We start from the raw sequence: 20076 nt of genomic DNA on the forward strand, positions 1-20076 counted from the left end.
GCACGTATCCCTCTGTCAGCCGTCACAGATAATTCCTCATAAGATAGTGATGATTAGTGTGGTGGGGTTAGCTTTCCCACAGGACGGTAATGGTGTAGACGTTCATGGCGTGATACTGAATAAAGTTGGATTGCCAGAGTTCAAATAACTCCCTTCCGGCGTTAACAGGCAGATCACCAACATGGACAAGAAAGACATATTGCTGACTCCAGCTAATATCAATTTCCTTTTCCAGTTCTGGGTATACCGTCCCCATATAACCGAAGTCGGTGATGTAATCAAAATACCATTCATCATTGCGTGAAATAATCCGTATTTCGACAGGATGGTAACCGCCCTTTTCAGCGCTGTAACTCAGGTCTTTAAATAACAGACTGACAGCGGTAATTCTGGCTTTATGCGGCGGTGGATTTCCCACTTCATTTAATATGATATGTATCAATTCCTGACTAACGGGCATAGTCAGCCCTTCCTGATGTATTTTATTCATTTTAATTCCATGTATTGGTTGACGGATAGTTCATTACCTTCACTCAATGGAGTGTCAACTGAATCAAGTCTGTGCAGATCATACTTATATGCCCATTCATTGACTGCCTGATAAGGACGCACACAATCAGCCCAGTATCTTTTCATATAACTTGCCTCACAAAAGGCAGTATCGTTAATGTCTACGCCATAATACTTAATGAAGAGTTTATTAACTAATTCCTGCCATTGTAATAATGAATACACAATATCCCCTGTCAGATATAGTCATAATGGTGTTCTTTAAATACAGTCAACCCTCCAGTGAAGGATTAACAAAAATGAACGTTTAAAGAATATGATGATTTAAATGGCTGGCTGCAATTAATAACACTACCCAGCAATGAAATTATACTAAAAATATACTTTCATTGCAAATGATAACAATAAGAAATCAGTTCGCAATTCAGTACGGAAATAACTGAAAACAGATTTTTATTCATTAATAAGTAATGGCATACTTTACATTCCGCCATGTCAGACGGGCCAGGGTTCCGGGGTGGTTCCTTCTGTCTGACATGGCGGAAAACTGACGCTATCACACCTTCCCGTTCAGCTTTTCAAAGAGGCGCTTACGCTCATCTTCGGGCAGCTTCATGATTTGTACCGCCAGTTCAGAAACATTGGGCCCCTGAGACATCAGATCGTCCTTTACCAGCCTGAGGGCCTGCTCCATCAGTTGCGCCCGCGAAGCTGGCGACATATTGCGATACAGCTGCACCCAGAGGCTTAGCTGGCGATCACTGTCGTTGAGAGTAAACGCTTCGCCCTTAGCCCTGTTTCTCTCATCATCAAGCGACATTGTGGCTGCGCTAATATGGTAAACAACGCCTTTCCCGGCAGTCCTTTTACGACGTATTTCCGGATGCAGGGATGCCAGCTTTTCCAGGCGCATCCTGGCGCCACGCGCAGTGCCCGGCATCCCCTCAATATGAGTGAATTCCTCTGCTGTCAGCCAGTCTTTAGCCTCTTCAACAGAAGCTTCAGGATGAGTAGGTATAGCCGAAACTGTTCTCTTACTGCTCATATAAATTTCACCAGATATCAATGCGTTAATATGAAAACCAATAAATAGATACCAAAAGAACTTGAAAGGTATCTTTTATTCGCATTTAATATCCATGTACTGATTCCATGGAGTTAATACTGTGCGTAACTCAACAGCATCGCAGAAAAAGCAGAGCAAAGGAAGTTCAGGGAACTGGCATCGTGCCGATATTGTGGCAGCACTTCACAAGCGAGGGTTAACGCTGGCGTCACTGTCACGCAGTCACGGCCTTGCGCCACGTACATTAAATAATGCCTTAGAGCGTCATTATCCCAGAGCTGAGCGCATTATTGCCGGGGCTCTGGATACGACACCGGAAACATTATGGCCGGAAAGGTATGCCCTTAAAAATGGACCTAATAGCAGGTAAAGGATGCAGCCATGGCAGCCACCATCACTGAAATAACGGAATGCTTTGAGTATTTTTTCAGTTCTCTTTATCGCAGGGAGTTCGTCAAAACCCTGCGTCTGAACGAATGTAGCGAGCGGGAATTACTGCCTCTGGTACGTTGCTATTTGCTGGGTTGGTTTGCAGATAATGTCTCACCGGAAGTAAAAAGCAAGCTGCCAGGAACTGTATCCGGGCACGGTTACATTGATTTTGTCATTGATGATGTAGCCGTTGAGTTTGCAGTACGTAAACCAACTGCGGCACGTTCGAATGTCTCCGCAACTGTAAATAGCACTGAAGTTAAAAAGTTGATGAAGCACGACGGCAAAGCCTTGCTTGTGCTGTTTGACTTCTCTGACACGCCCTACTCAGAAGAACAGATCGAATCTTTCCGCAACTGGCCCTCTCTCGGTCGAGGGAATCATCGCAAGTCCGCATTCAATGTCGTTTATTTCTTTGTGGAAAAACGCAGACCGCTGGTACTGGGGAAAATAACCAAAAACATCCGTATCACTTAACAGGGAATTAATTAATGAACAGAAAACTGTTGGCCTTATTGATGGCAGCCATAACGCTACCTGTCGCAGCAGCGCAGTACGTAAAACCCGGAGCGGTTCTAACCCTGAATCCGGGAAAGAGCAATGCTGAATTCAACATTAATGCCTCAACGCTGGATGGTTCGGGCGTATGCAATATGGAAGGGGCGGCAAACCAAATAGCTGCCGGAGAAAGCCAGAAGCGTCGCTGGGTCTGGAATGACAATACCAGCCAGTGTGTTGCAGTAATTAGTGAACAGAAAAACGGTAAGGCCAGCGTGATAACTCGTGGTTGCGAAGGCTACTGTGGGGTTTCTGCGGCAGGCACAATGGATGGTCTATTTAATAAGCAGTAATAAATGCCTTAATTAACGAAGGAACTATAGATGAAAAGAACAATGCTTCTGGTATTAATAGCGGCTGGTTTGTTGGCTGGCTGTGGTGAGAAAACGCCGAAATGCAGTAGTGATGATGCTAAACATCTTGTCGTGGATATTGCCAGAAAGACAATCGAGAAAGGAATGACACTGGATAAAGATGTGCGTATTTCTGTAGAAAATGTCAGAACAATTAGCTATGAATCAGGCCTTGATGTTTACCAGTGTGCCGCTGATCTAACGTTCACAAAACCTGAACTGCAAAGTTCTCTACCAATCACATACCGGATTCAGAAAACTGACGAAGGTAAAGGTCAGTTCTATATAAATGTGACAGACCTATAATAACATCATCCATAAGCAAAAATTATTTTGGGTGAAACTAATTATGTTTCACCTAAGAAAAAATTACACTAAAAGATCATCAAACAAGTAATAAGAGTTATTACTATAGTTAATCCATTAGCAGAGCGATTATAACTTATGTAAGACCCTAAACCACTATTACCAAATAAAAGAAACAAATAAAACCAGTGTAACAACAATCATATGTGATACGAAAAAAAACTACCGCATGCAAGATGCAATCACATACAGAATTCCCGCACTGAAATCGTTCACAATAACACATACAGTAATTGTCGCTTTGAAACGCGTTCAATTTCGATTCCCACGCCCTATTCACACCTTGTTTTCTTTATTATAACCAAGAGAAAATATACAGTAAAAATTTATCTTATTTGATAATGGATTGATAATCGAATGCCATGTTTGATAACGCAATAAATCATCCAAAACCTCAATTCTCAGAATTCCTGAACCATTCTTTATCATATCATATGAAGTTCACCACTTAATCTAATGTGTAGTAAGAGAACAAACATTTTGAATATACTCGGTCCAACCCTAACGTTCTTTATCAGGCCCCCATCTGTTGAGAAGGAGCATTATTTATTGCAATGAAATATAATTCACCCATTAACAAAGTGTTAGATAGCGAAAAATACTTTTCTATCAACATCCTGATGCAAATCATGTTTAGATATATGATATAAACTAGGTTCAATAATATCCGAACACAGTTTAAATGGTAGTTCATCAATGCAAATTTGAGCAAATACAGCAGAGAAGTCTTTTTCATAACAATCGTGGAGAATTTTCAAATTTGTTGAAGGGAAACTGTTTTTAAATTCTTTATTATACTCAGGGGAAAAGTATTGAATTAAAGCTGCCTCATATAAAGAAACCCGTTCTGATTCAGAAGTTCCGTATAATTTATCCAATCCAGATTGAATTCTGACTGAATCATTACCTTTTGATTGCGCATTAGGTGTGAAAACTGTGACTACACTAGTACTCGGTTCCACCTCTAATAGCAGCAAAGAAAGTTTATACCCTTCGGGAATTCCTTTGAGGGATATTTTTTGTAACGTTTCATGTTTGAGCAGTCTATCCAGAGCATTTCTGGAACCATCTCTCCCATATGCCTGGCCAATGTATTTCACATCAAAATTAATACTACATACGCGTTGATGGATTAACCTCATTATTTGAACATCATCCCACCAAAATCTATTGTTGTTTTCGTCTTTTAGATAATGGTATCCATCTTCAATGTAATAGGTTAGATTTTTAGGGATGGATTCTAATAACAGTTCTTTAGGTTGGTTGCAAACTGTGAAGTGTAATTTTAAATTTTCACCAGTTTGCTCTGCGTCTACGAACAAAATCTTAGGTAATAAACCAATTATATATATGTGACAATTATCAATAACGCTTTTATATTGCTGTAACTTTTCTTTATCATAAATCGCTTCAGCAGGCAATGTTAAATAACTACTGGCATACATATCTAGTGCATTTTCAACACCGAATTTTTTATTAATTTCTTTTTCGTTCATTTTTATACCCATTTATAATTAACACAGCCATCTATTTCCACCATACTCGACAGTCACTTCAGAAAAATACCAATATTTTTTCAGCAGCTCCTCAATATAACCTTCCATTAAGGATGGGTAGGCAAAACTTCACTATAAAAATATGATGTATTTTTATTGTTACTTTGCCAACACCCTCACAAAATAAATTTAATGCCCTTAATGAGTTTGCTATAGAATTTAAAACACCAAAACCAGCCGACCAAATTAATTTCATATTAGTTAGGACAGCAAATATATGACTCTTAATTTATGATCATATAGCGAGTAATGCCATAGCGCTGGTTCTACGCTATGGCCACTATATTTATGGGTTGTTTAATTTAACTGTATGACGCCGTAACTCCCCGTAGAGGATTTCCTTCAAGGGTAATAATCCTTAAATTGTCTTTGCAGGATTCTGATGAAAATTTCTGTCGTAAATGTCGTCTTAAACCGTTGCTTGCTGTCGTAAGGACAAGATTCATACCCGGTTCACTTGCCGTGAGCATTCGAAAAATATCCATCATCGCGACCCTATTTAGATCATCTAGGTGTGCAACCGGCTCATCTAGAAAGAAGGAACCACCAAGTGTTCGGGCTCTTGCAAGAAACAACGAAAGAGCGAGATCTTGCCTTTGTCCTTGACTAAAATGAGTTTGCGCGTTCAGTGTAGCAATTTGTTCAGACGCATCGGATAAAGGGGGCTGGCCAGTGGGTGCAGTTGACATCACGGCCTCCCAACAAAATGCCCCTTCTTTTTGCCCCATGCTCAATGCCTGATAGACTTCATTTGCATGCATACGGGAAAATAATTCTGATGCGGGCAAAAGTAATCGATTGAGACTTTTCGTTGCAACATCCCTGATGTGGTTATCCCAATGTTCCCGTGTTCGAGCAGCAGTATCAACACACTTTTGACGGTTTAATATCTTTTGTTCAACCTGTTGTAGTTTCTGGCGTAGAACATTAAGTAATGCTATATCGGTACTGACTTTTAAAGCTGCTCTTGCCTTTCCCAGATATTCTTTCGCGCTTTCCAGCACGTAGGATTCAGTGATGATTTCTTCGTTAATTCTGTTAAGTATTTCAGCATCTACAGAATTATCCTGAGCAAGGAAATACCAACTATTTATCAATGGTGTCGTAACTGCCAGACGTTGCGCGGAAGCTTTTTCGTCCTCGGCGATCTCTTTTTGCAAACGGGCTATCTTCTCATCATTATTTTTTTGTTGCTCAGCAAAAGCATCCCTCTTACTTGTGCGATTATTCACACTTTCGCCATTTTTCGTTAATCTGGCTGACAGCAAGTTTTTCGCCTGCTGTATTTGTTCAGAAAGGACTCCTTTAAGAGGTATAGCCTCCGTTTGTGCTATTGCCTGCAGCAAAGTGATGAAGCGAATAATTTCAACAGATAGTTGTGTTCTAGCAAGTGAAGGAAACAGCTCGACACCCAACTCCCTAAATCCGGCATTTTCACGCCATTTACGTATACCTGAATCTGCAACAATATTCTCTGTCTCTCTCTGGAGCCTCAGGATATCATTACGAGCCTGTAATGCATCTTGCTGACGTTTTTTAGCATCATTGTAGAGACTGATTGCCTGCGTTTCCCTCTCTTGAGCCTGCAAAAGAACATTTCTGGCTTGCTGAACTGCGATGTCGGTTTTCCCCGATACCTTAAGCAATTGTTCAACAAGTTTATCATGTAAATAGTAATTCTGGCCACAAAGAGGGCAGTCATCCGCGTGATTAGCTTTTACAAGCTCCATCCCGGACGCCTGTAGCTGTTCAAGTGAAGTACTTACTGTTTTGAAAGCTTCGCTGAGTTGTAAGGATTCTCGGCGAGCTCCCTGCACCGTCTGATGCAGTTGGAGGAGGCTATTTTCATCCGGTGCCTTTTTAACAATTTCTTCCAGGATGGCAATCGTTTCAGAAGTTTTAGCCCATATGTCATAGGACGTACTTAGCTTTTGCCATGCAGCGTACTGAGCAGAGCAGGTTTCTAAATCCAAAGCAGATTCAGGAAGTGTAAAATGCAATAAAGGTATGTCTATCACATCCTTCGGCACGCCTGTTATTTCACTTACTTGCTTTGCCAGTTTTTCCCAATCGCTAAGTTTGGATAGGTTATTTTCTGTTTCCCGCACCGTTTGCTGTAATTTTTCCAGCTCATCAGCAACTGTTGCCAGCGACTGGCGGAGTTGCTTTTCAGTGGCACTATAGAGTTCAAGTTGCTGGTGTGCTTTTTGAGCTACGGCAGTGTTGATGGCCTCCTGTTCTTTGTGCCCTGCAAGGGTTTGCCACCCTGCTTTTACACTCAGCAAATGTTTCTCTCGACTAGAAAGAGCTCCTTGCCGTTGTTCCAGAAATACAGATGCCGCTTCACATTGCTTCTCAGGAAGTGCAGTTTCAGGCAACTCAAAACCTGTAAGAGCTGAGATATCAGCAAGATTTTTCACAATCAGGGATTGTATCCCATCATCTGCAGCCACTGATTTTTCAAGAAGGTCTATTTTTTTTGTTAGCTCTTCATGCTCATTTTTCAGTTTGCGATCTGTCGGGAGATTTGACTCATAAATTCGTAGCGAATTCTGCATAGGCAGAAGATGTCCATATCCCAGAATATTGGCGAAGATTTGACGACGCTGTTCAGCAAAGTCGTTATCAACCAGTAAGGACATGGCGTTGGAATAGAGCCATCTGCTTCCCCTCAACCAGTCACTTTTGACTCGCTGTCGTGTATCCGCTCTGGAGCCTACACCGGTTTCATTAGGAGTCAGAAGCTTTAGTAAATCGCTGTCACTGAGTCGTTTATCTTTGCGAGGTCCCGTTTTGAATAAGATGTCAGGAGTTCGCACAATTTCTGTTAACTCATCGCCGAGCAGACAAGTTGCACGAACATAGGTTTCCCCTTTACCCCATTTACATCGTAACGAATCACCTGACACATTTTCTGATTCACCCGTCAGCAGCCATTCAATCGCCTGACAAACGGAACTCTTTCCACTACCGTTTGCAGCGGTAATAACCGTAAGTGGAGCTGATAAATCGAGTTCTAGGCGGCCAGGAATGCCTCTGAAGTTTTGTATTTCAACCTTCTTCACTGAAAAAGCCGACATAATCTTAATCATCCCATTCCGTTGCATGTTGTCTGGCAAGCGCCGTTCCCGCTAATGTTTCAAGGGCTTCAATCAATTTTATTCCTTCAGGATCTAGTCCTGGAGGATAAGCTGCGATTTCGCTTTCAGCTTCTGCATCCAGTCCAAGTGCACTGATGCGTTCAGTCCGGCACCATTCTCCATCCTTAGACCAGACTACATTTTTACGTACGAGTCGGGTATTTTGCTCAACGTGAGTGACTTTTTGGCACAGATCTTCGCATGGCGCTGTCAACGCGAGAATAAGATACCCATCATATATTCTGCCGGGAACCTCCAGTCCCACAAGCAGCAAGTCAAGTCGTCTCTCTGCTTCAAGCATTTGCGACGTAAATGCCTCAACTGTATTATGGGCGATGTGCTGGAGAAAAATGAGCGCGTATGAGGACTGCCAGACGTCTACGGAGGAGTTATCAGGCACAAACGTTGTGTCACTCCTGATTCCGGGCTGTTTAGCCTCTGCCTGATCCATTAATGTAGAAAGTGCAAGCGAGTCTATTTTTCGAAAGCCACTCTTCTCTGCTTTACGACTGATAAGCTGTTCCAGCTCCTCTTTATCACTCATTTTCATCTTTCCTTAGCGAACGCACAAATTTTTCGAGACCTGAGCCATCGGTATCTTCAAGATAGAAGTCATCCAGTTCAGACAGGGAATGGAGCTCCGCTTGTCTGTTGATATGGATTTCAGTGATTTCATTTTCATCTGCGTAATCTGGCAGAGTGATATCAACCCTGTGTACTTCACCAGTCCTTGCGATCCAGTGGTCCATCCGATTCCCTCTTCCTTTTGCCAGAACCCTAAGTTTGGGATGTTCACCAGCCTCTGCAGCCCACAGCAGAACTTCTGCTTTTACTTGCCTGTGACTTAAGTCAGGATCTTCTAAAAGCACGATGTGTTCTACTGAAGTCATAAATGTCCATTTGAGCGTCCCGCTTTTATTGCATTCGGTCTGCCATTCGAGTTCCGAATGAGAACTAAGGTAGCTGTTAAGACCAGCGTGCCTCGCTAATATGGTGTTATCCCATGAAACAGTATCCGGCAAAACTGGCGCGTAAGGTTTTAGTTTGTTCATGCAATGGTGAACGATAAGGCTTGAGGACATACCGTTGTCTGCAAGATACTGAATGCGGAGTTTATCTTTAGCTCGATTTGGGTAAGGTGAATCATCTTTACTTTCGTAAAGGGTTACATGCGACAGTAATTCTGCAAATAAGGGAATATAGTCACTGACAAGCATGCCGCCTTCAACACGAAATAAACTGGGCCGGAGGAGCTGAAGTGTAGAGCTTTTCCAGTAAGCGCTGAATGATGCAACTGCCGTCTGGGCTGAGCGTATTACCACCCCACTTTCGACAATTCCACGCGTGGACATCAGCATATGGCTGCTGTCTACGCAGGGGTAAGCTCCGCAAAACGTGCGTAACCCGTTCTTGTATTTTGTCGATGATGGATGGCAGCACAAGAAGGCAAGGTCTGTCTTTTCCCTAAGGACCTCAAAATGTGCGAGAGCATGTTTAATTTTCTCATCTTCAACACATTGCGATGCACAGACAGCAAGTGCATGTTTCCTGATGGCAGAGCCGGTCTCTTCTAAAGACATTGCCAACCGATTTAGCATCGCTTTAGATGCGGACACGCTGCAAAAAAAATCAGCGCCAAGCACTGGCCAGAAACATACATCTTCGAATATGAAGCAATGGTGATGTGTCCCTTGGCCATGGGAATAGTCAGTGGGGACATTTTCCAGAAGCAAATGACATGTAGTTTCTCCTGATTGTTCTTTAATCCAGCACCAACCTGCCTGATACTCCTGCACTGGAGCTGGATCCCACTCTGGGGATGGAAAAAGGATTTCACCCGATTCTCGCCACCAATTCAGCTTTTCACCACTGACTTTGCCGCAGCCAGCGACAAGAATAACTTGCCCTTTTGACGTATTGAGAATCCTGTTAATTTCCTTATAGTCATCAGGATTAAAAGAATCTGAGCTGGATATAATAACAGTAGGTGCCGAGCCGAACTGACCTACTCTTACTGTTTTCATTGCATTCTGAAGCAAGTTCAACGTGTCATTACACTCAGGTATCATGACAACATTCAGATTTTCCCCTTCAAGAAGTTTTCCCGGAATATAGGTTGAAAGCACATTTTGTGTTTCACTTAGTTGCTCTGGCGAGCAACTGCCGGCCTGAATAAATTGCTTTAACGGTACGAGTAATTCTGATATGTCACCCGTGATGACCTTCTGGAACTCATAGTAAGCACCGGCAACACTTGGCAGCATACGAACCAGTGTTGAAAGTTCTGACCTTCTTAACAAACCTAGTCTAGTATCAACCAAGCGTTGCCATATAAGATCGCACAACTCAGTGGCATTTAATTTTTCAAAGGTGGAATGTGTTTTCAAAAACACTGAGCCATCTCGGGCCTTCAGTACAGCGGTTTCGAGTTCTGAGCGATGCCTTTTCATGTGGGCTTCCCCTGCCCCCACTAGAAAATCTGTCGCTGTCCCTCCCGTTGATTCAGATACTGCGAGATACCAGCGAAATTCCTGCCCATAAGGCGGTAACATCCCCGGTTTAACGAGCCCGTAAAGCAGATACTTAGTTAATTCTTCGAGAACAAGATTCAGTTGCACGGGTTTGTTGTACTTCTTACACTGAATGGTGCCAACGCATTGACCGTCCATGTGCAATATGACATCTCTGCCAGCATCCGCACCGCCACTGAACCGACGAACGGAATCATACCAGTCCCAATCCTCAAGACCCTTAAGCTCGGAGCAGATGTCGCCGACAAATAACTCGAAGATATCATCAGAAAAATGTGCCATCGGATATTGTCCGCCGTAAAGTGTCAACAGCGGCACTTTTGACCGGGCAATATCCTGATGCAGTGTGGTAATTAATGCTTCACGTTCTTCATCGGTTTCAGGGCGCTTCGAGCGTCTTACCTTTGACATCTGCTTGTCATCCTGTTGTGGTATCAACACTTTTTCACGACATCATATAAGGAATGATAAAAGTCCACAATTTTTGTCGGGCCCTCAATATTGTCCCGGTACATAATACGGTATCAAAAAGTCCACATTTCCCTTTGTGCAGACGTACTGTCATGTCACGTACTGATCCCTGGGTACTCTATGGACTGGTTGTGTTTAAATTTATTGCGGCACATGTCAGGTAAATGGCCCCCGACGATCCCCCTTCTCGGTGACATTAGTCCAAAATGATCTTACCCAGCATCAGTGGACACACGACCAAGTGAGTATATGGGTGATTACAAAAAATAAACTAAAAACACAAATAAACTACTTATCAAAATGTTACACAACAAATCACCGTTTAACGTCTGATTAAAAATTGTTGTCTCATGAGGTCTTACTGAATCTCATGAAGCTCAAAAATCATAAAATCCACGCCATTGCGTGGATTTTTCATTTCAACGCCGTCTCAATAGTCTTTGTCAGCACATTTCAACAATGCCGGAATCATTGCCTTAAAGAAGGTTTATTGCTCGAGCTCCGCTCTTTCTGGTGCAAAAGTCAGCGAACGAATCTGATGCTGCCTGAGCCCCCCCTTTCCCCTGCTCTTCACCTGAAAGCGGCGCTTTTTCAGCCACCCAAAAACTGCGTTTCGCACTGCCGGGCGATCTCCCACAGTCTGTTACGGATCACCTGCTTAAGTTGCAGAGTGGACTGCGACTGTGGCTGGTCACGGCGGCTAATCAGCATCACTTCAAACGGCAAGGGTTGCGCAATGGGTAGCAGCTTTAGCTGTTCGGCATAGCGACAGGCGGTGAAGAGATCCACGACGCCCGTACCGCCGCCTGCCAGCACCATATCCGCAATGACCGAATAGGTTTTAATCGACAACGACACGGCGGGATTCAGTTTTTTATCGCGCAACGCTCGGTGAAGTACGCGTCCAAGCGGATCCTGAGTCTGCATCATCAGTAGATTATTGTTGCATAACCACGCAAGCGTAACGGGTTCATTACGGGGATGATTGAGCGGTAACAACGCGACCATCGAAGACTGAAACAGAGGTTCAGCCAGAAGATCCGCATCGACCTGCTGACCAAAAACCAGCGCGAAATCGAGCTGATTATCCAGAATCATCTGGCATAAGGTACTAAAGTGCTCGGTGACCAGTTCGACACTGACCGAGGCCATTTGTTGCCGCCAGGTGACTAATGCGGGTGCCAAAACCATCTGACCAAAAGCGTGAGCCGCGCCGACGCGAACTAACTGCCCTTCACCCCGCCGCAGCTGTTCGGTAAGCTGGGTGATAGATTGCAGGCGCTGGCAGAGATCGTCTATTTCAGGCAGCAGACGTCGCCCTTCTGCCGTCACACTCATTCCCTGTATACGTCGCTCAAACAGCGCAAATCCCAATTGCTGTTCAGCATGATTCAGCACACGGCTGATATTGGGCTGCGAGACATTAAGCAAGCGCGCCGCAGCGCTGATGCTGCCGGTCTGTACGATGGCCTGAAAGACCTCTATATGGCGGAGCCGCATGACTATTTACCCTGGATGGAATACCGAAAACGAAGGCCTCTCCGACAGGCTGTACGATCAGGTCCAGGCGGAGGGTGAGAAAGCAATCATTATCCTGTTGCAAAAACTGTACCGCAAAACCGGTGCAGGCTCAGTTGCCTGTCTCGCCCCCATCCGCACCCGGCAGTCCCGTCTGAAGCCTTTGCAGGGAGCGGGTCTCGCGCTGCCGTGGTGCAGTTAAAGGAGCGCTGGTCAGCAGCGTGGATTGAGCGGATTTAAGCCAGCAGCGATTCTGACTCGTCAGAGGGAGGATGCGCATGCACAGCCCGCACTACAGGCGTGTGCCTGGCAGCGTGGTTTCAGGAGAACCGGAACGGCGGGCTTAACGGGCTGACGTTGCATGCAGCCCGGGATAATTTCGCTATGACTGTGTGCTCGCCAGATAAGAGAATGCACTGAGTAAACTGATTAACGTCTCCATATTCTCCGCCTGATACGCCACGGTAACGGCATCCAGGCGCGTGACGCCGGGGATCAGGCTGAACAGATCGGCCAGCACCGGTTTAGTGGCCTGAAGGCGCATAGCGTAAGGTGCCGTCAGGCGGCTCGTGCTCACCTGAGGGGGATGTTGCAGTGCGGCGCTTGCTGCGGCAGCGATCGCACGCTGTGCCGCTTGTGGGCTGATTGATTCCGCGCAGGTATGCGAAATGGCGCGTTTTACACAGACGTAATTGACTGCTGAGTAGTGTTCCGCAATCCAGCTCTGTAACTGATCGTCGCCGGTGACCAGCAGCAATGGCGTGCCGTGCTCAGCGGCGGCGGCCGCATAAATATCGGTTTCGCCCATCACCAGACCATTGATATGGATACGCCAGAATGCCCGGCCGTTGATGGTATGCGCCAGTACGCCGGGTTCACCTGCTGCGCTGTGAAATCCCACCAGAAACAGCCCGTCGAACGTCTGCTGCTCTATCCCTTCCACCATCGACAGGACACGGGGTTTCCCCTGCACCAGCCGGGCGCGGGGATCAATATTTTCCGCACGCAAATTGGTCATCTGCGCATGGCTGTCTGCCACCACCACTTCCGTTGCCCCGCCTGCAAAAGCCCCCTCAATCGCAGCATTCACTTCCTGCTCCATCAGACCACGGGCCAGCTGATGCTCCGGGTGACCGGGTGTACATTGCTCCGGGCGCATGACCCCCGCGATGCCTTCAATGTCGGCCGAGATAAAAATTTTCATGTCGTTAATCTATCCAGAATCTGCGTCAGTGAGGGGCGATGATGACCGCGAAAGCCGGTAACAGCCTCAGCGCTCAGCAAAGCATCCAGTACAGCCTGTTCAGTTGCATCTGCCGCTGCAGCAAGCAGCGGCTCCAGCGTGTCGTCCTGTGGCGGATGCGGCAGAGGTTGCGTTGAAAACGCCACCGCAATATCGCCCGATCCGTGGCCCCAGTAACTGCCCAGCCGTCCCAGGCCAGCGCCGGCTCGCTTCGCGATGCGCTTTAACTGACGTGCGTCCAGCGGTGCATCCGTCGCCATGATGATGATGACAGAACCGGCATCCAGCTGCGGCGCCTCTCCGGCCAGCAGCGGCGCAATCATCTCGCCAGCCCGAACGCCATCAAGCGTTAATGCCTCCAGTGCGCCGAAATTGGCCAGCACCAGCACGCCAAGCGTTGCGTTGAGCGAGGGAATAACCCGCGAGGCGGTTCCGATGCCCCCTATCAGGCTGAAACAGCTCATCCCGCGCCCTGCGCCGACGCTGCCGCGCGCGAAGTCTGCTGAGGCCGTCTGCAATGCCTCCTGCGCCATCGCTTCAGTGATGGCCAGCGCCTGGATATCATTCAGCCAGCCATCGTTGCACTCCAGCACCAGCGGATTGACCGTGGGCAGTGTTCGTCCCAGTTCCGGGTTACGACTGATGGCATCCCGCACCAGCGTGGTAAACAGCGTGCCGACCGCCAGCGTGTTACTGAGCAGAATCGGCGTCTGAAGCACGCCAAGCTCCTCTATCTGAACCAGTCCGATAGGTTTCGCAAAACCGTTAAGCACCTCAACCCCACACGGCAGCGGCGTGAGAAACAGATTGCCGCCCGGCGGTACGATAGCGGTTACGCCAGTCTGCTTTTCGCCTTCATTCAGCGTGTAATGTCCGACACGCACGCCCGCAACATCGCTGATTCGATTAGTGGGTCCGCAGGCGCTTCGCGGCTGCCCAAGCTGACGTCTGTCGCGCCAGCGTTTCAGCAGCAGTTCACGCTGCAATTGTTGGAAATCCATAGTCAGCCCTTGAGTTTTGGATCGAGTGTGTCGCGCAGCGCATCCCCAAGCAGATTGAATGCCAGCACGGTAATAAAGATCGCCAGCCCCGGAAATACGCTCATGTGCCACGATCCGGCCATCATCATGCTTCGGCTCATCGCCAGAATATTGCCCCATTCAGGCACGTCAGGCTCCGGACCCAGTCCGATAAAACTCAGGCCCGCGGCTGTCAGAATACTGGTGCCAATGCGCATAGTGAAATAGACAATCACGCTGGAAAGCGTGCCGGGCAGAATATGCCGCAGGATAATGACTCTGTCTGGTGCACCGGCACAGCGCACGGCTTCAACATAGGCAGCCTGTTTCAGAGAGAGCGTCGAAGCCCGCACGATGCGGGCAAATACCGGCACGCTGAATACCGCGACTGCGATAATGACATTGTTCAGACCCGTCCCCAGCAGCGCCACCACCGCAATGGCCAGCAACATACCCGGGAACGCGAATAATACGTCGGCACCCCGCATGATCAGCATATCAACCCAACCGCCGTAATAGCCCGCCAGTAAGCCCAGCATGACCCCGACCAGCATGCCGATCGTCACCGACAGCACGCCGATATAGAGCGAGATCCGCGCGCCATAGATAATGCGGCTGAGCAGGTCGCGCCCCAGTTCGTCGGTCCCCATCCAGTGTGCCGCCGTTGGCGGCGACGATAATGCCATCCAGTCCGGAGCCATGGGATCCCAGGGCGCCAGCCAGGGCGCAAAAATCGCCACCACAATCAACAGCAGCACAAACCCGCCTGAGACCAGCGCCAGAGGGTTCCGCACAAGGGCATGCAGGAAATCGCGCCACGGCGAACGAATAATCTGAGGCGGATTTTCAGTCAGCGATTGAATAATCATTTTGGCTCCTGTCGCAGACGAATGGCCGGATTGACCACCGCGTAAAGCAGATCGACCAGCAGATTAATCACAATAAATTCAAACACGAACAGCATCACCAGCGCCTGAATCACCGGCTGATCCTGCGCTTTGATCGACTCAATCAATAACCAGCCTAACCCTGGCCAGTTGAAAACACTCTCCACCACGATGGATCCGCCCAGCAGAAAACCGAACTGCAAGCCCAGCATGGTAATCACCGGGATGAGCGCATTACGCATCACATGTTTCCACGTCACCAGGCGGTTACGCAGCCCTTTGGCTTTGGCGGTACGCACGTAATCTTCCTGCGCCACCTCAAGAAAGGCCGAGCGGGTAAAACGCGCCATTACCGCCGCAACCGACGAACCCAGCGTGATGGCGGGCAGGACTATATCGCTGGCCCTGTTAAAGCCGCTGACCGAGAACAGCCCAAAAGGCATCGCGACGAACTGGATGAGCAACAGCCCCAGCCAGAAGGCTGGCATCGAAATGCCGCCGACCGCCACGCTCATCAGCGTCCAGTCCTGCCATCTTCCACGTTTCAGTGCAGCCATCACGCCGAATAACAAACCGAGAATGACGGACCAGGTAAAACCCGCTAAGGCGAGCCACAGCGTCGGCATAAAGCCCTCTTTGATCACCTCCAGCACCGGTTGCTGGGTACGATAAGTGGTGCCCAGGTCGCCCTGCAACAGGTTGCCGATCCAGTGAAAATACTGCTGCGGCAGCGGATCGTTAAGCCCGAGATGCTGACGCGCCGCTTCGATCGCCTCAACCGGCGCATCCGGTCCGGCATAAATACGCGCCGGGTCGCCCGGCATGAGCTTGATAAAACCGAAAACCAGCAACGAGACCACCAGCAAAACCGGGATCATCTCCAGCAATCGGCGAATGATGTATGCAAACATGCCATTCCCTGAAATGAGGTACGACTGGCCTCCTCGCGTCCCTCATCCGTTCCGGACAGGGGACGAGGAAGAAGAGACCGTCTTATTTAAAGGACGCCTGAGTGAACAGTAAATTGCCATCAGGCAGCATCGAAACGCCGCTCAGCGTGTTGCGTTTGCCGACCAGATTGTCTGGCGTGCCAAGGAACGCCACTGGTGCTTCTTTCCACAACACCTTTTGCGCTTGTGCATAGGCGATGCCACGCTTTGCCGGATCGGCCGTCGCCAGCCCGGCAGCAATCGCTTTGTCTGCATCAGCGTTACTGAAGTAGGAGACGTTATACGAGGTCGGAACCCAGGACTCGGTGGCAAACAGCGGACGCAGCGCCCAGTCGGCATCCCCTGTAGAGGTCGACCAGCCGCCATAATAGAGGTCAAACTCCGCCTTTTTCGGGTCCTGAACGCCCCACAACTTAGCGTTGCGCGTGCCGGAATCCATCGGTGTTACCGTGGCACGAATGCCTGCCGTGGCCAGTTGCGCTTTCAGCACCTGAGCGGCACGGACGCTGGCCGTGGCGTTGGTCACCCAGAGCTTAAGATCCAGTCCCTCCGGATAACCCGCCGCTTTCAGCAAGGCTTTGGCCTTATCCGGCGCATAGCCGTAATCAGGATCGCCCTGTTTCTGATAGAACTGTACGCCTTCCGGAATCGCGGATGTGGCAGGTTTACCCAGACCGGCAAAGGCCACTTTCAGCCACAGATTACGGTCAATCGCATAGTTGATTGCCTGACGCACCCGAACATCGGCCAGCGGCTTGTGCTGCGTGTTGATCGCCATGTAATAAAGATAAATGCTCGGATCGCGCTGAATGGAGAGGTGGCTGTCCTGCTGAACGGCCGCGATGAGGTCTGAAGGCAATGGCCAGATGGCGTCCACCTGGCCCGATTTCAACGCTGCCACCCGTGTCGCATCTTCGGGACTCGGCGAGAAGATGACATGGTCGACTTTAGGCCATCCCTGCTGCCAGTAACCTGCATATCTGGCCAGCGTAACGGCTTTGCCTGGTTTCCAGTCGACAAAGGTAAACGGACCGGTTCCCACCGGATGCAGTCGCAACTGCGCTTCGTCCGGATATTGCTTAAGAATTGACGGACTCCACATCACCGCGGAAGGATGCGCCAGGGTGTTGATAAAGGCCCCGAACGACTGATTCAAATCGATTTTTACCTGGTCGGGTGCCAGCACCGTGACCTTATCAATCATTTTGTAGAGGCTGTTACGCTTCAGCCCTTTTTTCTGATCTGCCAGACGATCAAGGTTCGCTTTGACGGCGTCTGCATCAAAAGGGGTACCGTCCTGGAAGGTAACGCCTTTGCGCAGCGTCAGCGTAAATTCGGTGGCACTGTCATTAGAGGTATAACCGGTCGCCAGCCAGGGTTGCAGCTTCATCCGGGAATCAAACTGGAACAGGCGTTCAAAGATGCCGCTCTGAACCGAGTAACTGACATTATCCGAGGTGTCGTGCGGATCCAGCCCCGTGATATCGGCATACATTGAAATGCGCAGATCCTGTGCCTGCGCAGTCATGACCAGCGTCGTCGTCAATGCGAGGGCGAGCGAAGTACGGCGAAACAGCGTTTTCATAAATTCTCCTGGTCGTTAAGGATTATTGCAATGCAATGCCGTCAGCTACCCAGTGCTGGGGGGCAACCTGCCGATATCGGGTTTTAGTGACCGTTTCACCCACCTTACGCAACGGCGAGGGGATTTCGCTGTCATCGAAAATACGGGGTTGACGGTTTTCGGGATCCGCTACCGGCACGGAGGCCAGCAGTCGTTGGGTATAGGGGTGTTGCGGCTGATTAAATACCGACTGACGCGGTCCAAGCTCCACAATCTGGCCGAGGTACATCACCGCGACGCGATTCGCAATACGCTCGACGACCGCCATATCGTGAGAGATGAAAATCCATGCCACGCCCGTTTGCTGCTGCAGGTCCATCATCAGATTGACCACCTGCGCCTGAATCGAGACATCAAGGGCCGATACCGCTTCATCAGCAATAATCACTTTCGGTTTCAGCGCCATGGCGCGGGCAATAGCAATACGCTGACGCTGACCGCCAGAAAATTCGTGCGGATAACGACGCGCGTGCTCTGGCAGGAGACCGACGCTCTTCAGCAGCGCATCTATCTGTGGGGAAGCCTGTTCAAGCGAAGAGACCATGCCATGTAACAGCAACGGCTCGGCAATGGTGAAACCCACTGTCAGGCGGGGATTCAGTGACGCATAGGGATCCTGAAACACCATCTGAATTTCACGGCGGAGCGGCTGGAATTCTGCCTCTTTCAGGTCAGAAATTTCCTTTCCTTCAAAGTGAATACTTTCAGCTTCACTGTTGATGAGGCGCATCAGCGCCCGTCCGGTTGTCGATTTGCCGCAGCCGCTTTCACCCACGATGGCCAGGGTTTCACCTGGCCACAGACTAAAATCAATCTGCTCAACCGCATGCACGTGATGCGTCAGGCTCGATAAGATGCCGCTGCGAATCGGGTAATAGACTTTTAATCCGCGCACATCCAGCAGCGGCGCCACGTCATAGCGCGCGGTATGCTGTTCGCCTTGCACAGCCTCGCGGGCACCGGGCAGAGGAAAGCGTTGTGGCCACCTGTGTTCCCGCATATCGCCGAGTTTTGGTACTGCCGCCAGTAACGCTTTGGTATACGCATGCTGCGGGGCGGCAAAAATCTCAGACACGGTTCCCTGCTCTACCACTTCGCCACGCAGCATGACCACCACGCGATCGGCGATTTCCGCTACCACGCCCATATCATGAGTGATAAACAGCACCGCCATTTGTTTCTCGCGTTGCAGCTCACGCAGTATATGGAGAATGCGCGCCTGTACGGTGACATCCAGCGCAGTGGTAGGCTCGTCGGCAATCAGGAGTTGTGGGTCACAGGCAAGGGCCTGCGCAATCATCACACGCTGCCGCATGCCGCCTGACAGCGAGTGAGGATAGCTTTTCATGACGCGATCCACATCGGCGATACGCACCTGGCGCAGCAATTCACGCACCCGCGCATGGGCCTGCTTTCTGTCGCACTGTTGATGATCGCGTAATGCCTCAGTAAGTTGATCATCAATGCGCAGCACCGGATTCAGCGAGGTCATGGGCTCCTGAAAGATCATCGCCATTTCACGGCCATGCAACGTGCGGCGCTGAGCGTCATCCAGCGTTTCTAACGCATGCATTTTTCCGCTACGGTCGCGGAACTGCATGCTGCCGCCATCGACACGTCCGTTGTTTGCCAGCAAGCCCATCACAGCCAGCGACGTGACAGATTTACCTGAGCCGCTTTCACCCACGACGGCGACGATTTCACCTGGATGAATGGCAAAACTGATGCCTTTGAGTGCCTGATTCTCACCGCTGCGTCCATGAAACGAGACGCTGAGATCCTGAATCGCCAGCACGGGAGAGGCAGAGGCAGAACGGGTTGCAGTGGAAGTACGTTGTGTGTCCGTCATCGT

19 protein-coding genes are annotated in these 20076 nt (G+C 48.9%); 5 read left to right on the forward strand and 14 right to left on the reverse strand.

From position 1 onward, the window contains the following. Positions 1-67: 67 nt before the first annotated feature. The 3 genes from NR195_RS04810 to NR195_RS04820 form a co-directional block, all read right to left on the reverse strand. A complete protein-coding gene (locus NR195_RS04810; protein ID WP_256844279.1) occupies positions 68-460 on the reverse strand; it encodes a DUF2787 family protein in 393 nt (130 codons plus the stop codon). Between the two features lie 26 nt (positions 461-486). Continuing rightward, the gene (locus tag NR195_RS04815) at positions 487-735 is read right to left on the reverse strand and encodes a TA system toxin CbtA family protein (RefSeq protein WP_256844186.1); all 249 of its coding nucleotides are present in this window, start codon (positions 733-735) and stop codon (positions 487-489) included. A gap of 331 nt (positions 736-1066) precedes the next feature. After that, a complete protein-coding gene (locus tag NR195_RS04820) occupies positions 1067-1555 on the reverse strand; it encodes a hypothetical protein (RefSeq protein ID WP_000095786.1) in 489 nt (162 codons plus the stop codon). A gap of 121 nt (positions 1556-1676) precedes the next feature. Between NR195_RS04820 and NR195_RS04825 the strand changes: the two genes are divergently transcribed. From NR195_RS04825 to NR195_RS04840, 4 genes are read left to right on the forward strand one after another with little or no spacing between them, the layout of a single operon-like run. Continuing rightward, complete coding sequence (locus NR195_RS04825; RefSeq protein WP_001669504.1) at positions 1677-1946, forward strand: helix-turn-helix domain-containing protein; 270 nt, start codon at positions 1677-1679, stop codon at positions 1944-1946. Between the two features lie 11 nt (positions 1947-1957). Then, positions 1958-2485 carry a hypothetical protein gene (locus NR195_RS04830; RefSeq protein ID WP_180889002.1) on the forward strand — a complete coding sequence of 176 codons (528 nt, stop codon included), beginning with the start codon at positions 1958-1960 and terminating at the stop codon, positions 2483-2485. 14 nt (positions 2486-2499) lie between these two features. After that, positions 2500-2859, forward strand: a complete 360-nt coding sequence (locus NR195_RS04835) for an acyl-CoA dehydrogenase (protein ID WP_180889001.1) — start codon at positions 2500-2502, stop codon at positions 2857-2859. Between the two features lie 30 nt (positions 2860-2889). Continuing rightward, entirely contained in the window at positions 2890-3225 is a 336-nt protein-coding gene (locus tag NR195_RS04840) for a hypothetical protein (protein WP_256844187.1), read from the forward strand. Positions 3226-3869: 644 nt separating this feature from the next. Here NR195_RS04840 and NR195_RS04845 read toward each other — a convergent pair. The 5 genes from NR195_RS04845 to NR195_RS04865 form a co-directional block, all read right to left on the reverse strand. Continuing rightward, positions 3870-4781: a hypothetical protein gene (locus tag NR195_RS04845; RefSeq protein WP_256844188.1), complete on the reverse strand. Its 912-nt coding sequence runs from the start codon at positions 4779-4781 to the stop codon at positions 3870-3872. A 362-nt stretch (positions 4782-5143) separates the two neighbouring features. Next, positions 5144-7933 (reverse strand): AAA family ATPase, encoded by a 2790-nt coding sequence (locus NR195_RS04850; RefSeq protein WP_180888998.1) that lies wholly within the window; start codon positions 7931-7933, stop codon positions 5144-5146. Beyond that, positions 7926-8525 (reverse strand): hypothetical protein, encoded by a 600-nt coding sequence (locus NR195_RS04855; protein WP_180888997.1) that lies wholly within the window; start codon positions 8523-8525, stop codon positions 7926-7928. The genes NR195_RS04850 and NR195_RS04855 overlap by 8 nt, the downstream gene beginning before the upstream one ends. Then, positions 8518-10923, reverse strand: a complete 2406-nt coding sequence (locus tag NR195_RS04860) for an ABC-three component system protein (RefSeq protein WP_256844189.1) — start codon at positions 10921-10923, stop codon at positions 8518-8520. Before NR195_RS04860 ends, NR195_RS04855 begins: the two co-directional genes overlap by 8 nt. 651 nt (positions 10924-11574) lie before the next feature. After that, positions 11575-12483 (reverse strand): LysR family transcriptional regulator, encoded by a 909-nt coding sequence (locus tag NR195_RS04865; protein ID WP_256844190.1) that lies wholly within the window; start codon positions 12481-12483, stop codon positions 11575-11577. Between NR195_RS04865 and NR195_RS04870 the strand changes: the two genes are divergently transcribed. Then, complete coding sequence (locus NR195_RS04870; protein ID WP_256844191.1) at positions 12482-12703, forward strand: hypothetical protein; 222 nt, start codon at positions 12482-12484, stop codon at positions 12701-12703. The genes NR195_RS04865 and NR195_RS04870 overlap by 2 nt on opposite strands. Before the next feature lie 180 nt (positions 12704-12883). Here the strand turns inward: NR195_RS04870 and NR195_RS04875 are convergent, their stop codons facing one another. The 6 genes from NR195_RS04875 to NR195_RS04900 all read right to left on the reverse strand — a co-directional run bounded on the left by NR195_RS04875 (position 12884) and on the right by NR195_RS04900 (position 20073). Then, positions 12884-13705, reverse strand: coding sequence for a M55 family metallopeptidase (locus NR195_RS04875; protein ID WP_010669960.1), 822 nt, complete (start codon positions 13703-13705; stop codon positions 12884-12886). Further along, the gene (locus NR195_RS04880) at positions 13702-14745 is read right to left on the reverse strand and encodes a P1 family peptidase (protein WP_256844192.1); all 1044 of its coding nucleotides are present in this window, start codon (positions 14743-14745) and stop codon (positions 13702-13704) included. The genes NR195_RS04875 and NR195_RS04880 overlap by 4 nt, the downstream gene beginning before the upstream one ends. A 2-nt stretch (positions 14746-14747) precedes the next feature. Beyond that, complete coding sequence (locus NR195_RS04885) at positions 14748-15632, reverse strand: ABC transporter permease subunit (protein ID WP_033779339.1); 885 nt, start codon at positions 15630-15632, stop codon at positions 14748-14750. After that, positions 15629-16561 carry an ABC transporter permease gene (locus NR195_RS04890; RefSeq protein WP_022625789.1) on the reverse strand — a complete coding sequence of 311 codons (933 nt, stop codon included), beginning with the start codon at positions 16559-16561 and terminating at the stop codon, positions 15629-15631. Before NR195_RS04890 ends, NR195_RS04885 begins: the two co-directional genes overlap by 4 nt. 82 nt (positions 16562-16643) lie before the next feature. Further along, positions 16644-18185, reverse strand: coding sequence for a glutathione ABC transporter substrate-binding protein (locus tag NR195_RS04895; RefSeq protein ID WP_256844193.1), 1542 nt, complete (start codon positions 18183-18185; stop codon positions 16644-16646). 22 nt (positions 18186-18207) lie between these two features. Then, entirely contained in the window at positions 18208-20073 is a 1866-nt protein-coding gene (locus NR195_RS04900; RefSeq protein ID WP_256844194.1) for an ABC transporter ATP-binding protein, read from the reverse strand. Positions 20074-20076: the final 3 nt, after the last annotated feature.

Origin of the sequence: Pantoea sp. Ft-CA_14, assembly GCF_024520875.1 — a bacterium.
GTDB lineage: Bacteria > Pseudomonadota > Gammaproteobacteria > Enterobacterales > Enterobacteriaceae > Pantoea > Pantoea agglomerans.

Coding starts and splice junctions, on each gene's coding strand:
- NR195_RS04860 (WP_256844189.1), bottom strand. CDS start 10,923: ATGTCAAAGGTAAGACGCTCGAAGCGCCCTGAAACCGATGAAGAACGT.
- NR195_RS04845 (WP_256844188.1), bottom strand. CDS start 4,781: ATGAACGAAAAAGAAATTAATAAAAAATTCGGTGTTGAAAATGCACTA.
- NR195_RS04850 (WP_180888998.1), bottom strand. CDS start 7,933: ATGATTAAGATTATGTCGGCTTTTTCAGTGAAGAAGGTTGAAATACAA.
- NR195_RS04885 (WP_033779339.1), bottom strand. CDS start 15,632: ATGATTATTCAATCGCTGACTGAAAATCCGCCTCAGATTATTCGTTCG.
- NR195_RS04810 (WP_256844279.1), bottom strand. CDS start 460: ATGCCCGTTAGTCAGGAATTGATACATATCATATTAAATGAAGTGGGA.
- NR195_RS04820 (WP_000095786.1), bottom strand. CDS start 1,555: ATGAGCAGTAAGAGAACAGTTTCGGCTATACCTACTCATCCTGAAGCT.
- NR195_RS04855 (WP_180888997.1), bottom strand. CDS start 8,525: ATGAGTGATAAAGAGGAGCTGGAACAGCTTATCAGTCGTAAAGCAGAG.
- NR195_RS04870 (WP_256844191.1), top strand. CDS start 12,482: ATGACTATTTACCCTGGATGGAATACCGAAAACGAAGGCCTCTCCGAC.
- NR195_RS04840 (WP_256844187.1), top strand. CDS start 2,890: ATGAAAAGAACAATGCTTCTGGTATTAATAGCGGCTGGTTTGTTGGCT.
- NR195_RS04865 (WP_256844190.1), bottom strand. CDS start 12,483: ATGCGGCTCCGCCATATAGAGGTCTTTCAGGCCATCGTACAGACCGGC.
- NR195_RS04900 (WP_256844194.1), bottom strand. CDS start 20,073: ATGACGGACACACAACGTACTTCCACTGCAACCCGTTCTGCCTCTGCC.
- NR195_RS04895 (WP_256844193.1), bottom strand. CDS start 18,185: ATGAAAACGCTGTTTCGCCGTACTTCGCTCGCCCTCGCATTGACGACG.
- NR195_RS04880 (WP_256844192.1), bottom strand. CDS start 14,745: ATGGATTTCCAACAATTGCAGCGTGAACTGCTGCTGAAACGCTGGCGC.
- NR195_RS04830 (WP_180889002.1), top strand. CDS start 1,958: ATGGCAGCCACCATCACTGAAATAACGGAATGCTTTGAGTATTTTTTC.
- NR195_RS04835 (WP_180889001.1), top strand. CDS start 2,500: ATGAACAGAAAACTGTTGGCCTTATTGATGGCAGCCATAACGCTACCT.
- NR195_RS04890 (WP_022625789.1), bottom strand. CDS start 16,561: ATGTTTGCATACATCATTCGCCGATTGCTGGAGATGATCCCGGTTTTG.
- NR195_RS04875 (WP_010669960.1), bottom strand. CDS start 13,705: ATGAAAATTTTTATCTCGGCCGACATTGAAGGCATCGCGGGGGTCATG.